This is a genomic window from Halobacillus shinanisalinarum, assembly GCF_022919835.1.
GTDB classification, from domain to species: domain Bacteria; phylum Bacillota; class Bacilli; order Bacillales; family Halobacillaceae; genus Halobacillus_A; species Halobacillus_A shinanisalinarum.
The window spans coordinates 3,844,662-3,858,626 of sequence record NZ_CP095074.1 but is presented as its reverse complement, the minus strand read 5'-3'; the positions used below and the strand labels follow the sequence as shown (position 1 = coordinate 3,858,626).

15 protein-coding genes are annotated in these 13,965 nt (G+C 40.7%); 2 read left to right on the top strand and 13 right to left on the bottom strand.

Translation table 11 applies throughout. The annotated features are described in order from the left end of the window. Positions 1-107: 107 nt before the first annotated feature. Both MUO14_RS19040 and MUO14_RS19035 read right to left on the bottom strand, forming a co-directional pair. On the bottom strand, positions 108-800 hold the full coding sequence (locus tag MUO14_RS19040; RefSeq protein ID WP_244752131.1) for an amino acid ABC transporter permease: 693 nt from the start codon (positions 798-800) through the stop codon (positions 108-110). A gap of 228 nt (positions 801-1,028) precedes the next feature. Next, positions 1,029-1,910: a transporter substrate-binding domain-containing protein gene (locus tag MUO14_RS19035; RefSeq protein ID WP_244752130.1), complete on the bottom strand. Its 882-nt coding sequence runs from the start codon at positions 1,908-1,910 to the stop codon at positions 1,029-1,031. Positions 1,911-2,209: 299 nt separating this feature from the next. On the opposite strand from MUO14_RS19035, the gene MUO14_RS19030 reads away from it, so the two are divergent. Next, complete coding sequence (locus MUO14_RS19030; RefSeq protein WP_244752129.1) at positions 2,210-4,138, top strand: heavy metal translocating P-type ATPase; 1,929 nt, start codon at positions 2,210-2,212, stop codon at positions 4,136-4,138. A gap of 60 nt (positions 4,139-4,198) precedes the next feature. Here the strand turns inward: MUO14_RS19030 and MUO14_RS19025 are convergent, their stop codons facing one another. The 3 genes from MUO14_RS19025 to MUO14_RS19015 are packed head-to-tail and all read right to left on the bottom strand — an operon-like array spanning position 4,199 to position 5,856. Further along, positions 4,199-5,023 (bottom strand): YihY/virulence factor BrkB family protein, encoded by an 825-nt coding sequence (locus MUO14_RS19025; protein WP_244752128.1) that lies wholly within the window; start codon positions 5,021-5,023, stop codon positions 4,199-4,201. Between the two features lie 24 nt (positions 5,024-5,047). Continuing rightward, on the bottom strand, positions 5,048-5,377 hold the full coding sequence (locus MUO14_RS19020) for a YtxH domain-containing protein (RefSeq protein ID WP_244752127.1): 330 nt from the start codon (positions 5,375-5,377) through the stop codon (positions 5,048-5,050). Then, positions 5,377-5,856, bottom strand: a complete 480-nt coding sequence (locus MUO14_RS19015; RefSeq protein WP_244752126.1) for a low molecular weight protein-tyrosine-phosphatase — start codon at positions 5,854-5,856, stop codon at positions 5,377-5,379. Before MUO14_RS19015 ends, MUO14_RS19020 begins: the two co-directional genes overlap by 1 nt. Positions 5,857-6,082: 226 nt before the next feature. Here MUO14_RS19015 and MUO14_RS19010 point away from each other — a divergent pair, with 226 nt between their 5' ends. Then, on the top strand, positions 6,083-7,459 hold the full coding sequence (locus MUO14_RS19010; protein WP_244752125.1) for an alanine/glycine:cation symporter family protein: 1,377 nt from the start codon (positions 6,083-6,085) through the stop codon (positions 7,457-7,459). A gap of 29 nt (positions 7,460-7,488) precedes the next feature. Here MUO14_RS19010 and MUO14_RS19005 read toward each other — a convergent pair whose 3' ends face one another. From MUO14_RS19005 to MUO14_RS18970, 8 genes are all read right to left on the bottom strand, one after another. Further along, a complete protein-coding gene (locus MUO14_RS19005) occupies positions 7,489-8,310 on the bottom strand; it encodes a putative bifunctional diguanylate cyclase/phosphodiesterase (RefSeq protein ID WP_244752124.1) in 822 nt (273 codons plus the stop codon). Continuing rightward, positions 8,307-9,641 (bottom strand): diguanylate cyclase domain-containing protein, encoded by a 1,335-nt coding sequence (locus MUO14_RS19000; protein WP_244752123.1) that lies wholly within the window; start codon positions 9,639-9,641, stop codon positions 8,307-8,309. Before MUO14_RS19000 ends, MUO14_RS19005 begins: the two co-directional genes overlap by 4 nt. A gap of 225 nt (positions 9,642-9,866) precedes the next feature. Continuing rightward, positions 9,867-10,964: a hypothetical protein gene (locus tag MUO14_RS18995; protein WP_244752122.1), complete on the bottom strand. Its 1,098-nt coding sequence runs from the start codon at positions 10,962-10,964 to the stop codon at positions 9,867-9,869. Continuing rightward, positions 10,957-11,370 (bottom strand): anti-sigma factor family protein, encoded by a 414-nt coding sequence (locus MUO14_RS18990; RefSeq protein ID WP_244752121.1) that lies wholly within the window; start codon positions 11,368-11,370, stop codon positions 10,957-10,959. The genes MUO14_RS18995 and MUO14_RS18990 overlap by 8 nt, the downstream gene beginning before the upstream one ends. Beyond that, on the bottom strand, positions 11,367-11,894 hold the full coding sequence (locus MUO14_RS18985) for an RNA polymerase sigma factor (protein ID WP_244752120.1): 528 nt from the start codon (positions 11,892-11,894) through the stop codon (positions 11,367-11,369). Before MUO14_RS18985 ends, MUO14_RS18990 begins: the two co-directional genes overlap by 4 nt. 257 nt (positions 11,895-12,151) lie before the next feature. Further along, positions 12,152-12,523: a DnaJ family domain-containing protein gene (locus tag MUO14_RS18980; protein ID WP_244752119.1), complete on the bottom strand. Its 372-nt coding sequence runs from the start codon at positions 12,521-12,523 to the stop codon at positions 12,152-12,154. Between the two features lie 19 nt (positions 12,524-12,542). After that, complete coding sequence (locus tag MUO14_RS18975) at positions 12,543-13,178, bottom strand: MOSC domain-containing protein (RefSeq protein WP_244752118.1); 636 nt, start codon at positions 13,176-13,178, stop codon at positions 12,543-12,545. Continuing rightward, positions 13,168-13,914 (bottom strand): YkgJ family cysteine cluster protein, encoded by a 747-nt coding sequence (locus MUO14_RS18970; protein ID WP_244752117.1) that lies wholly within the window; start codon positions 13,912-13,914, stop codon positions 13,168-13,170. The genes MUO14_RS18975 and MUO14_RS18970 overlap by 11 nt, the downstream gene beginning before the upstream one ends. Between the last annotated feature and the right edge of the window lie 51 nt (positions 13,915-13,965).

The window sequence follows — 13,965 nt, the reverse complement described above, 5'->3', positions numbered from 1 at the left end:
CTTAGTCGACGATTTTTTCCTATAAGTGAGTGTTTAAAACCCCTATGCCTTACCAGACACCACGATGAATGAAAATGGATATCATTTGGTGACTTTATGAACAACCTCTATAAATATTTGTTATACCTACGTTCTAAATAATCCTGGAAGATTGAGAAAACCAGCGTTAATGCCAAGTACACCATCGCTGCCAATATATACATTGTCAACGAGTCAGTCGTTCTCCCTGCAACGATTTGGGCTTTATTTAAAATCTCTGGAACAGAAATCATCGCTGCTAAAGAAGTGGCTTTTAATATATCAAGAAAAACATTCGCCAACGGCGGGATAGCAATTCTTGTTGCCTGTGGCATGATAATACGTCGCATCGTTTTCCAATAAGAAAAACCTAAGGCTCGCGCTGATTCCCATTGCCCATGATCGACGCTGTTTAGTGAGGAACGATTTATTTCGGCGATATAAGCCGCGCTATTCGTCCCAAACCCTATAATAGCAGCTATAGGAGCAGAAAGGGTAATTCCTACAACGGGCAGGCCAAAGTAAAGTACAAATAAATAAACAAGAATGGGTGTTCCCCTCATCAAGGTAATATATAGACGGGCAGGCCATCTAAATAAGCGTTTGCTCGCCCCCCTTGCTATAGCTAAGAAAAAACCGATAACCAAGCCAAGGAGCATGCCGAGGAACGCTACCAATAAGGTATAGGGAACACCTTCTAATACAAACGGTAAGTTTTCCCACGCACGCTCAGGTACGAAAAGCTTCTCTAAATTAATATCATTTATTTCAATACCTAACATAACAGAACCCCTTAAAGTGTGTGTTCAAAAAGTTGACGAATGAGAACGTCGCCAAAGATCGTTACCTCCTGTGACAACGTCACGAGCACGTTCCTTGTGCGTCGCAAGAAGTTCGAGGCGCGACAGTTTTGAGGACCACAGCGGATGCCTTTTCATACCTAGGGACCGGAAAAACCGAGCAACGAAGAAATGCGCCGTTTATCATTTAGTGACTTTTTGAACATCCTCTTAAAGGTCTAGCCCTTCAATCTCTTGAATATCGGCTTCTGGTTTCTTGGAAGCATCCTGACCCCCAAAGAATTCTTTCGAAAGTTCTGTGAGTGTCCCATCTTCTCTCATTTCATCTAAGGTTTCATCCACTTTCTCTTTCAGCGTAGCAGCCTCTTTAGGCATGACGATAGCGGATTCTGTTGGGTGGAATTTTAAATCTGGATGAAGCTGTACTGGGATATCAGGCAATGCTTTTAATGCAAGTGACTGCAAATAGTAATCGTTAATGATGAAATCAGTACGTCCGTTGGCTACATCACGAAGGTACACATCATTGGCTACATTCCCATAGGTTTTTGTTTCTGCACCAAAGTGCTCAGCAATTTCCGCAAATACAGTTGTTGCTCCACCGCCGTGTTTCTTTCCTTCTAAATCTTCTAATGTTTCAATTCCGGAAAGGTTAGACTCACGGACAATCATAGTTGAATAGGAATACTTATATGGCTCGCTGAAAGCAAACTCTTTCTTCCTATCTTGCGTAACCTCCATATCATTAATGACCATATCAATCCGACCGCTGGTAATAGCAGATAAAAGCCCGTCTACTCCATATTCTTGAAATGAAAGCTCCAGGTCTAAGCGTTTCGCTACTTCACGCATCACTTCCACATCATAACCTGTCAGCTGGTCAGAATCCTCCGGGTAATAGGAAGTGGGAAAAAGTGTCCCTGAAGTCCCAACGACTAACTCCCCTGATTCTTGAATTTCACTCCATTTAGAATTAGAAGCATTGTCTGATTCATTGTTTTCACCAGACCCTTCTTTATTTTCATTTGTCCCACAGGCTGATAGAACAACTGAGAACATAAGGATAAGTATCAATAAAAGACCTTTTCGCATGGAATTTGTCCACCTCTCTAAGTTTGTTTTACACCTTATTCAATATAGCAACTTGACACATGTAAGATCAACCATCAAGCTTGGCTTTTTCCAATTAATCTTATGTAAAAATCTTCTGAATTTATTCAGCTTATTTATAATAATTATCCTTGACTTCCGCCGATGTCATGTTAATATTATAACATATATAAAATTATAATTATTATAATCTAAATAGTTGGCATTTACTTTGGAATATCCGGATTTACCCCGGGTTTATCGCGGTATTTATTATCAATTATAAATAAGGAGTTGAGAATATGTCTTCTGAAGTACGCTCATTATATAAGAAAGGATCCCAAGTGTTCAGCTCTTCCATCATTGAAAAACTGAAGGAACACTTCGAGTTAATTGCTGCTCTCTTCAGTGGTTTACTTATATTAATAACTTGGTTGAGTGCTGATCACCTTTCACCAAGCACATACATCACTTTACACCTCATCGCCTTCATCATCGGTGGGTATGCAAAGGCGAAAGAGGGAATAGAAGAAACGATACAGGATAAAGAGTTAAACGTTGAATTGCTTATGATTCTCGCTGCTATCGGCAGTGCCTCCATTGGATATTGGACAGAAGGGGCCATTTTAATTTTCATATTTGCATTAAGCGGAGCCCTTGAGACGTACACGATGAACAAAAGCCAACGAGAAATATCTTCGCTTATGGCTTTGCAGCCTAATAAGGCATGGAAAGTAACGAATGAAGGCTATATAGAAGTTGCTACAGATTCACTCATGGTGGGTGACCGCATTTTGGTTAAAGCTGGTGAACGTGTCCCCTCGGACGGAAAGATCATTAAAGGAGCGACAGCTATTGACGAAAGCGCCATTACAGGGGAATCCCTGCCTGTGTCCAAAGAAAATAATGCAGACGTTTTTGCTGGTACAGTAACAATTGATGGAAGCATCACTGTCGAGATCACTAAATCCTCGACAGATACAGTTTTTCAAAAAATTATGAAGATGGTCCAAACCGCTCAGAGTGAGAAATCACCATCCCAATTATTTATTGAGCGTTTTGAAAGTACTTATGTAAAAGTAGTCTTGATCGTTGTTGCATTAATGCTGTTCCTTCCCCACTATCTACTCGGCTGGACATGGATGGATACGATTTACCGGGCGATGATTTTGTTGGTCGTTGCTTCCCCATGTGCTTTAGTGGCTTCGATTATGCCGGCAACGCTATCAGCTATTTCAAACAGTGCGCGTCATGGGGTTCTATTCAAAGGCGGTGTACATCTTGAGAATCTGTCACATATTAAAGCCATTGCTTTTGACAAAACAGGGACACTTACTCATGGTTTACCTGAGGTAACGGATATACGCATGGCAGATCACTATTACGAAGATGATGTCTTATCTGTTGTTGCCTCCATTGAGCAGGAATCGAACCACCCATTAGCAAAAGCAATCGTCCGTTACGCCATGGAACACCAAGCTTCTTTCCTTCCTGTAGATAATATGAAAGATATAAGCGGGCACGGAATAACCGCCATCGTCCGTGGGGAAACTTGGAAAATAGGGAAACCCGAGTTTGTTGGAACTGACCTGGTAGAGTCTTTCCAAGATGGAGCGGCTTATGATTTAGCCGCAGAGGGAAAAACGGTAGTCTTTGCAGCTAATAATGAGGGACTTATTGCCATGTTTGCCTTAAAAGATACAGTTAGGGAAGAAACAAAACAGGCTGTCGAGGTTTTAAAACATCGCGGGATCTATACGGTCATGTTAACTGGTGACAATCCTACAACGGCTAAAGCGATCGCTGATGAGGCGGGGATCGATCATTTCGTAGCCGAATGCCTGCCAGATCAAAAAGTAACAGAGCTTAGTGCTTTGAAGAAACATTTTAAACATATTGCCATGGTAGGAGATGGAATTAATGATGCACCAGCTTTAGCCACAGCAAATGTTGGGATTGCAATGGGAGAAGGCACAGACGTAGCACTGGAAACAGCTGATGTTGTGTTAATGAAAAATGACCTTCCCAGAATCTCAAGGGCCATAAAGCTATCACAGAGGATGAATGGGATCGTGAAGCAGAATGTGATCTTTTCCATAGCTGTGATTATGCTTTTGATTATCAGCAATTTTTTACAGATGTTAGATCTCCCTCTAGGCGTGGTTGGACATGAGGGAAGTACAATTTTAGTGATCCTAAATGGGTTACGTTTGCTCAAGGATTCCGGCTGAGTGAATTTACAAGAAACAGTAAAAGGCAGCCTAATCCTTAACAGGGGCTGCCTCTTACGTTTAGCTATTCAATTCTCGATTTTTTAACACTACAGCATTAATTTCTCCACCCAAAATTATGACCAACCCTGATAGAAAAAACCATATCATAAGAACAATTACACCGCCCAAGCTGCCATAAGTAGCTGAATAATTGCCTAGGCTGCTTACATAGTAAGAAAACAGTAAGGATACCAATTGCCATCCCACTGTTGCAAAAATAGCGCCGATCGCAATTTCATTGATCCTAAGGGTTTTATTTGGGGCCATTATATATAAAAAGGAAAGGACAATAAAGAAGATCACAGAAGAAATGACCCATCTAAAGGCGCTCCATAAAGCAATGAAGCTATCCGATAATCCAAGTAAAGAAAAAACATACGTTCCAATGGCATTACCTAAGACTGGGAGTAAGAACGCAATCGCAATCACTAAGACCATCGCAACTGTCAGCACGATGGCGGTAAGTCTGCCCACAATGAAAGAGCGGCTTTCTTCAACGTTATGTGCACGATTCAAGGCACGCATTAGCCCCTTAACCCCATTTGAAGCTGCCCAAAGGGTACCAAGTATCCCAATAGATAGTAGACCTCCACTTCCTTGGTTAAGCAATTCAGTGACATTTTTAGAGATCATTTCATATGTTTCTGGAGGGGCATATGTTCCTATGAAGTCGAGCACTCGCTGTTCATCTATCTTCATATAGCCTAATAACGTAATAAGAAAAATCATCAATGGAAACAAAGAAAGTAAAAAGAAGTAGGCAAGTTGAGCTGCCATCCCGGGAACATCATCTTCCCCAATCCGCGTAAACAGCTCCTTGCCAAACCATATTACCTTGCTCAAATCGCCCTCTCCCCTTTTAAATCACTAGGAAGCCTTCTTAGGATCATCCACTGCTTCAAGCTGTTTACTTACATCTTTTTCGATGTCACTAAGCTTGTGAAGAGCTTCCTCTGCTTTATTTAAAATCATTAAAACATCGTCAATACCATTAGTTATACAGTGTGCTAATGATTCATAATTCATGCGTAACGAGTGAACCGCTTCAGATGGATGTGCAGCAAATTTTTTGCATGAAGCACCTGCTCTGCGTGTCTTACTCGTAACATAGCGACGTGTCCCTTTATCAAAAAGCATGATAGCCCCCCCTACAAGCGCTCCTATAAACATACCTTTACATAACTTATGCTGTGTCATTATATTTCCTCCTTAAATTTATGGTTTCGTTTAATTTCATTCAGAAGACCTAGACAGCCTTCGGTGACTAATTGATAAACTTGGTCGAAATTCCCTGTAAAATAGGGATCGGGTACATCTGTTTCATCTGCATCTAAAGCATAATCCATAAACTTTTTAACGGTTACACCATTTTTCTCTCTTATTGCTTGCAAATCATTCATGTTTTTTTGATCCATCGCAATAATGTAATCAAAACGATCCCAATCAGAAGAATCCACTTGCCTAGCAAGCATACCTTCGAATGAAATCCTGTTCTTATCTAGGATTGCACGTGTTCCTTCGTGGGGAGCAGCCCCTACATGCCAATGGCCAATCCCAGCGGAATCAACTGAAATGTGGTTTCCTAAGTTTTCTTCTTTAATAAGATCTCGAAAAATGGCTTCAGCCATAGGAGAGCGGCAAATGTTGCCAAGACAAACAAATAATACATGAATCATCTAAAGGTTCCCCCATCTTTATTATTTCATCTAATAGAAATTATATCGAAAAAAATTAAATTTTTCACCTTTACCTCTAATGGCTTTCAAAGGTTATTTTCCCATAACTTTGGCACGATATCCAATTCATTCATACAAACATTTTTAAAATAGCTTGACATTTTACGAGAATTTTCGGAATATTTTACATATAGACAAGTTTTTAAAACTAGTTAGGGGGAATCACATGGAAGACCGAGGAGTTATTTATAATTTTTTATCTTGGGCCAGTGGCGTTGTTTGGGGACCGGTTTTACTAATTCTTCTTGTTGGGACTGGGATTTACTTAACGTTACGCCTGGGCTTCCTGCAATTTAAAACACTTCCATACGCTTTAAAGCTTGCTTTTAAACCAAGCAAGCCTCAGGAAAAGGAAAAGGGCGATATCTCACACTACCAGGCTTTAACTACGGCGCTAGCCGCTACCATTGGGACAGGTAACATCGCTGGGGTAGCAACAGCCGTTGTTTTAGGCGGTCCTGGTGCCGTATTTTGGATGTGGATCACAGCGGTATTCGGTATGGCGACCAAGTATGCGGAAGCCATCCTTGCTGTAAAATATCGTGTAACAGATAAAAATGGTCAAATGTCCGGCGGCCCGATGTACTATCTTGAACGCGGACTAAAAGCCAAATGGCTGGGTGTTTGTTTTGCATTATTTGGTGCCCTCGCTGCCTTTGGTATAGGTAACATGGTGCAATCCAATTCGGTTTCAGATGTTATGGAAACAACTTTCAATGTCCCGACTTGGGTGACTGGAATAATCCTTACTTTATTTGCTGGGCTTGTCCTTTTAGGCGGTATTAAGAGTATCGGAAGAGTGACAGCGTTCTTCGTACCAATCATGGCTGTCTTTTATATTATTGGTGGTCTAATCATTATTTTCTTGAATCTTGAACAAGTACCGCAAGCCTTTGGAACAATTTTTACAGATGCCTTCACTGCAAGTGCAGTTGGTGGTGGGTTACTTGGGACGGCTATTCGTTATGGCGTGGCCCGTGGTGTATTCTCAAACGAAGCTGGTCTAGGTTCCGCTCCTATTGCTGCCGCTGCAGCACGGACGGATTACCCTGGACGCCAGGCACTCGTCTCTATGACACAGGTTTTCATTGATACCATTGTTGTTTGCAGTATAACTGGGTTAACGATTGTCATGGCCGGTCAATATGGCGGTGGACTAGATGGAGCCGATTTAACTTCTGCTTCCTTTGGAATGTTCCTAGGCGACATTGGTGCATACGTCGTTACTCTTGGTCTAGTCTTCTTTGCCTTCTCCACCATTGTAGGTTGGTCCTACTATGGTGAGAAATGTTTTGGATACTTAACAGGGGGACGGGGAATTAATGCTTACAAGATTGTTTTTGTTCTCTTTGTTCTCGTCGGGGCAATTGCCCAGCTCGACACTGTTTGGTTATTTGCTGACGTAGCAAACGGTTTAATGGCCTTCCCGAATTTAATTGGACTCTTACTTCTGTCCGGAGTTGTAGCTGCTGAAACGAAAAAGTTCTTAAAAGTAGCCAAACAAGAGAAAGCGGAAAAAAAGCGAGCACGTGAATCTGCATAGTATTTCCATAAAAACCCGCCATCCAATGATTAACTGGATCGCGGGTTTTCTTTTGGTTTATATACAGATTGTTTCGTTAACAGGTGCACGATTTCTTCTGGAGGAAGCGGCCGGCTAAAATAGTAGCCCTGATAAAATTGGCATTGGTTCTCTTTTAAAAAGGCAAGGACTTCTTCACTCTCCACTCCTTCAGCTACCACTCCTAATTTGAAAGCATCAGCAAGCCTGATCATAGCTTTAACAATTTCTGCATCACTAGGATCTGTAAGGACATCTTTCGTAAATGTTTGATCTATTTTTAGATAGTGAATAGGAAACTGCCTTAAATAACTTAATGAAGAATAACCTGTCCCAAAATCATCAATCGCAAGCGACACACCCATTGACTTTAAATACTGCATCGTTCGTATACAATCTTCGGTGTGCTGCATCACGCTATTTTCTGTCACTTCTATCTCTAAATATTCTGGGGCTAATCCTGTAATCGCAAGGATCCGCTGAACTTTATAGGCAAAATCATCTTTTTGAATTTCACTTGCGGATACATTTACTGCTATTCGTTCAGGTGCATAGCCTAACTCGATCCATTCCTGATTCTGTCGGCAAGCTTCGTAAAGGACCCATTCATCAATCCGTGTTATCAAACCCGTTTCTTCCGCTAATGGGATGAATTCATTAGGAGAAATAACTCCCTTCGCTGGGTGTTTCCACCTCACCAGTGCTTCCAGGCCGTTGATATACCCAGACTCCACGTCTACCTTAGGCTGATAATGCAGGCTAAGTTGGTCTTTACTAATAGCCTCACGTAAGTCTCCTTCAAGAGAAACCAGTTGGTTGTAAGAACGGTTCATTCCTTTCGTATAAAAAAGAATACTGTTCCTGCCCTCATTTTGCAATAATGCACCGCAATATCAGCTTTACCCATCAATTCCTGTGATGTACCCCCATCATTTGGATATGTGGACACACCAATACTCATCGTTATAAAAACTTTTTTTCCCATTAAGTCAATTGGCCTGCAGACTTGTTCTAAGATCTTCTCACCGATCTGGTTTGTTTTATAAGTGCCTGGCCCGTTTCTGATAGCTATGACAAATTCATCTCCACCAAGACGATACAAGATCGCATCATCGTCTAAGCACGAGCGAATTCTTTCGGTCATCATTTTAATCACTTGATCTCCCGCAACATGTCCCATTGCATCATTGACATACTTGAACCGATCTAAGTCACAAGACATGATCGTCATCGGTTCTGTTTGCTTAGACAGATCAATATATTGCTCAAGGTCTGTTTGAAGCTTACGCCGGTTAGGAAGATCTGTTAATGGGTCATGATAAGCCATATGACGGATACGGGATTCTGCATTTTCATACATCGTTATTTCCACCGCACTCCCTATAACTTCGACAATCTCTCCTTCAATTTCTACTGGGGACAAAGTTGTATAGAAAATTCGATTTTTGTATGTATTTTTATAGGAGACAGATTTTCCTTTAAAAGCCTGACCATACTGATTTCGATAAAAGGCTGCTTGTTTTTCACCAAATAGCTCATCAAGACTTTTATCTTGTACGTAATCAGTAGTCAGCTCGATTTCACGGGCAAGCTTACCCTCAAACATTACGAAGAAGAAGTCTTTTAAAGATGGATTATACCTTACTTTAAACACTAAGTTAATTAACGCGTTGATCGTTCTCGTGTAATCATCTTGTTCATAATCAAATGAATAAGGCAGCTTTGAATCCGTTACTTCCTGACCAAGTATGAATACTACATTTTCATTAACGAAATGGGGCATTGCTACACTCGTCGTCTTGAGCCACCGTTCTTCCCCACAGGATGTCTTAAAACATAGTTCCTCTCGCCAAGTCCCTTCTCCTTTAAATACAGGAAAGTCCCCTCTTACTATTCCACTTTTATCCTTGACCAGTAGAGAAAGTAGAGAAGAACCTATTAATTCGGTTCGGCTTTTTTGTGTGAAGTGACAAAAAGCATCGCTCATTTCTTGGATCAAACCTTGCTCATCTACTATGAGCGATGGCACTGCTTTTTGTAAAATATCGCTGTTCTGAATAATGGACTTGATCTCCTCTATAACTTGACGGGAGGATGGTGTCAACTTTTGTTGCTCTTCTAACACGTTTAAGAGCTGTATTACCTTCTGGCTGGAATTCAGCATCGCTTTTAGCCTCCGCTAACGTTCTTATTCTAAGTATACATTATACAATACAGGAAAAAAGACTACTACAATGAGAACCTGCCGCTGAAGGGGCGTATTTATACAAATACGCATATATGGCCTTAAATCGTGCATATATCACTTGAAATCATGCATAAAACAAGTTAAATACGCAAATACCTCATTTAAATCGGGCATATATTTTTAAAATAGTCACTTTTTTGTTTACACTTCCTCAACATTCTCCTTCGAACGTTTGCTTGTTAGAAGATAAAGTCCCCCACCCATAAGCAATAAGCTGACTAATCCCACCTGAAAATATCGTTGATAGTAATACCAGATATCTATATGAAATACCCTGCTTATTTGATCAGCAAAAGCCGGCAATAAGACAGAATCCGCAAAATAATACCCTCCTAAAACAAGTAATACAGCTCCAAGCTTCCGTTTTTGTTGAAGGAAATTTTTCACAATGGGTTGATCATTCACTTCTCCTTGCTGCACACGGTTCATTTGTTGAAGAGCATCAAAAAAACTAAAAAACCAAATAATCGGAATTAAAAACAGAAAGACTGATAACCTGAGAACATCTAAAATATAGATGGATAATAAAAAGAATACCATCAGCTGAATCCCACGTTTTTGTAAACCAAGATATAAATGACCTGCACCTGGAAAAATCGCTAATACGATGGTTAACATATTGTTTCTATGCCCTGCCTTACGCAGCTCGTTCCAGTCATCCATAAGCGGACGATCCTCTAATTCATATCCAGCCTGCTTTTTATTTAACGATTGAATGACATCAAACAAGTTATAAACCCAAATGATTAACAGAGCTGGGAGAAATAATAGGAATCCTGCTTGACTCGTAAGAAAAGTGACGAAGATAATCATCATCCCAGCACCTAAATAAATCGCTAAGAACGTAAGCCCCCTTTGTTTTAATCCGAGCTGGAAATGCCCCACACCCGGAAGGAAGGATAAAAGAATGGTAAAAAAGCGCTCATTCTGAATTGAATTGCCTGCTTGTACTGTAGCCGTTAATGATGTTGCCTCCTTCCCTCCTGTATGCTTATTTCTATGCAAAAGTGTAAGTGTAATATCAAGCATATTTGCTCCCCAAACTAAAAAAGCTAACGCAAGCAGGAACAAGATCGCAGGATCATTGTATGGTTCGAAAACAAACACTATAAAGCCCAGTCCGAGAGCTGCGAAAAAAATAAGCGGGTACAATATCCCTCGGACAGCCCTACCCAAATACATATGTCCAAAACCAGGTATAAAAGCTAAGAAAAAAGCTAAAATTGGCGATTTATTCATTACCCATTCCCCTTTCAGTTTCTGTCATCCAACGGTCCGTTCCTTCCATCATTTTCTCGGTAATGGATGGTCCGTTGTGAAATTGTTCTTCGTCAAACACTGTAAAAACATACTGAAATACACCGCTTCCCATCAAGACAATCGTCAACCCTGCGGCAATCGCATAATGGATAAATGTTTTATTCTGCTTCCCTTGTGCAGGGGTTTTTTTACGAATCTCATTCATTGTGTCCTCAGTAAAGGAGGGAGACATCAAAAAGTCGGGGTCAAATAAGTGAAGGCTTGTCATATATCTATGAAAACAATGCTCACATTCGTCCAGGTGATCCTCCACCTCGATTCGCTCGCCATCGCTAAGTTCGTTTGCAAGATACATTTGAAGAACTTCCTGTGCTACATGTTTCATGTAAAATCCTCCTCCCGCCAATTTTTCTTCATCCACTTACGCGCTCGATACAACTTCATTTCCACTGTTTTCTCCGCCAAGTCAAAGCGTTTACCGATCTCTTGGTAACTTTGTTCATCTATGTAATAGGCTTTAACGACATCACGGTAGTTTTTAGGAAGCGCCTCGATGGCTACCCGGATGCTCTTCTGCTTCTCTTTTGCTATTACGTACTGCTCAATGCTTTCGTCATAAAAAGACGCCCTGTCAAAGTCCAGTGAAACAGGGTCCTCTGGCCTTCGCTTATCCTTCCTTTGCTCATCAATTGCTTTTCTAAAAGCAATTTTACTTAGCCATGTTTTAAATCCGGGTCCGCGGTAGGAAGGGAGGGCATCCATCATCTTAATAAATGTCTCTTGCGCAATATCTTCAGCTTTTTCACGGTCACGGATAACACTATAAGCCACTTTAAAAACATGGGCTTTATACCGTTCAATAATGACTCGCGCTGCTTGCTGGTTTCCTGCTAATATTTTTTTAATCAATTGTTCATCAGTAATGTCCGCCCCTCCTCTCTCCTGACCCTTTTACTAATAGACGAATAAAATTGCCGAATCCCTACAATAAATAAGCAAAAATGTAAGCGTCTTGACCAATACCGAACACGCGCCTTTACTATGATGAAGAATCGACTGCCTACATATCAAGGCGTTAAACTTTCATGAAAAAACCTGAATGAAGCCAGTCGCTTCATTCAGGTTTTACTACTATTCATTCGCATGTCCTGATCATCTGTCTATTGCTAAAATCCCAGCTTACGGTCAATACTTCCCTGATATTGCCGGTATGCGCCCGATTGCTGCCACTTTCTTTTCTCCATTAAAAGATTAAACCGTATACGTTTCTCGGAAAGCTGTTGCTTATAACAAGATTGTTGTTTAGGATCATGGCAATCAGCGAGCAAATCCTCCAGTTGAACGATCTCTTTCTTCATCTGCATTTCTTCTGGAAGCATATTGGCATTTTTTAAGATTCGATAGCTGTTTCGCATATCATCCGGAACATGAGCAAGTTCATCCTTTGACAATGGTTTCCCTTTCCCTGGAAGATGATCGAAGTCCCCACGTGCGATCGACTGTTTAATTTTCTCTTCAATGATATGGCCAAAATCCATGGTAATTCCTCCTCCCTTGTTACAAGCGCTTTTGAAGAGATTGACGCAAGTCCTCAGCGAGAGCATCTACCTGCACAATTCGAGAGATTTTTTCCTTATTATATTTATCTGCAAACTTAACTTCATTCACTTCAGCTACTGTTACCCTTGCTGGATTAGCTCGCTTCAAACGCAAGACATCTCCTTGAGCAACACTCCCTTCCTTCAGTACACGCAAATAAAATCCTGTAAATCCCGTTTTCGTTAAACGACCAGGGAAATCATCAATCCCATGAGTACGAGCAATGATATAACACGGCTTCCGCGGCTTGGTAACCTGCACTTCCGCTTCCCCCAACGAATACACATCACCAATATTCACCCCCCACTCATCAATACCTTCTACAGTTATATTTTCACCAAAAGAAGGATAAGGAAAATTCAGCTCGTACACCTTTTCAAAATGACGGTAATGCTGTGCTGGATAAAGACAAACTGCTTGATCAGGTCCACCATGGTGTTTTTTATCTGCTTGTTCATCACCAGCAAAATGTAAAAAGTTTAAATAAGCCGGTTCAGTCATAGGCTTTTTTCGATAGGCACTCGTTAGTTCTCCTTTATCGGTTGTATAAGTTTCTGGACGTCCAACATTCAAAGAAAGCAATTTATAGCTCATGCAATGTCCCCTCTCTCCACTTTTCTACCCATGCAGGCAAATAATCATAACTCCACACATCACTGGGGTAATCGACAAGTACATCTTCCCCATTTTCATACAATGCTTGAATTAATTCATTGATGGCGCCGAAATACAAATCATATAAAAATTCATAGCTGAAAGGCTCTTTTGGAAGATGATTCTCAGCACAGACCTTTGGATCCGAGTAATTTAAATAAGTACGACATGCGATCGGCCTAACTTCATACGCCATACATGCTTGTGTCTCCGGGTCAAGCATCGGGCAAGGGAGGTTAAGTTTTTTATAAGCCAGCTTAGTGTCATCGTCAGTATGGTCCATAGACAGTGCCAGATTCAGCTTGTTCTTGTATTGTTCATAATAACGGTCCCAATGGTTATAAATCTCTTGTCTTCTATCTTCCGAAAATTGATCGATCAAACGAAACATCATTTTGGCTTCCATTTTACTTAAAACAATAGGAAAATAGCAGCAGAAGGCACAACCTTTGAAGCAGTTCGGAGTCATTTCAGAAAATTGCTCCATCCGACCTATTTCTTGATCTATCTCGCCTAACAAACGTTGAAAACCGGTTAAAATTACATTCTCCGACTCTAGTTGACTATCTAATAGCTGATCAACAATTTCATCAAAAAATTGCTGATCTAGTGCATAGGAATCGTTAATTTTTTTTGATTTATCTATAATCTCTTGATGTTTTAAATACCTTTCCATTAGGAAAAAACCCCTTCAACTAACATTACCTTTATTATACACGTCCTGGGG

Bases quoted from the DNA above. Each gene is read 5' to 3' on its own strand.
- MUO14_RS19040 (WP_244752131.1), bottom strand. From the start codon at position 800: ATGTTAGGTATTGAAATAAATGATATTAATTTAGAGAAGCTTTTCGTA.
- MUO14_RS19035 (WP_244752130.1), bottom strand. From the start codon at position 1,910: ATGCGAAAAGGTCTTTTATTGATACTTATCCTTATGTTCTCAGTTGTT.
- MUO14_RS19030 (WP_244752129.1), top strand. From the start codon at position 2,210: ATGTCTTCTGAAGTACGCTCATTATATAAGAAAGGATCCCAAGTGTTC.
- MUO14_RS19020 (WP_244752127.1), bottom strand. From the start codon at position 5,377: ATGACACAGCATAAGTTATGTAAAGGTATGTTTATAGGAGCGCTTGTA.
- MUO14_RS19015 (WP_244752126.1), bottom strand. From the start codon at position 5,856: ATGATTCATGTATTATTTGTTTGTCTTGGCAACATTTGCCGCTCTCCT.
- MUO14_RS19010 (WP_244752125.1), top strand. From the start codon at position 6,083: ATGGAAGACCGAGGAGTTATTTATAATTTTTTATCTTGGGCCAGTGGC.
- MUO14_RS19005 (WP_244752124.1), bottom strand. From the start codon at position 8,310: ATGAACCGTTCTTACAACCAACTGGTTTCTCTTGAAGGAGACTTACGT.
- MUO14_RS19000 (WP_244752123.1), bottom strand. From the start codon at position 9,641: ATGCTGAATTCCAGCCAGAAGGTAATACAGCTCTTAAACGTGTTAGAA.
- MUO14_RS18995 (WP_244752122.1), bottom strand. From the start codon at position 10,964: ATGAATAAATCGCCAATTTTAGCTTTTTTCTTAGCTTTTATACCTGGT.
- MUO14_RS18990 (WP_244752121.1), bottom strand. From the start codon at position 11,370: ATGAAACATGTAGCACAGGAAGTTCTTCAAATGTATCTTGCAAACGAA.
- MUO14_RS18980 (WP_244752119.1), bottom strand. From the start codon at position 12,523: ATGGATTTTGGCCATATCATTGAAGAGAAAATTAAACAGTCGATCGCA.
- MUO14_RS18975 (WP_244752118.1), bottom strand. From the start codon at position 13,178: ATGAGCTATAAATTGCTTTCTTTGAATGTTGGACGTCCAGAAACTTAT.
- MUO14_RS18970 (WP_244752117.1), bottom strand. From the start codon at position 13,914: ATGGAAAGGTATTTAAAACATCAAGAGATTATAGATAAATCAAAAAAA.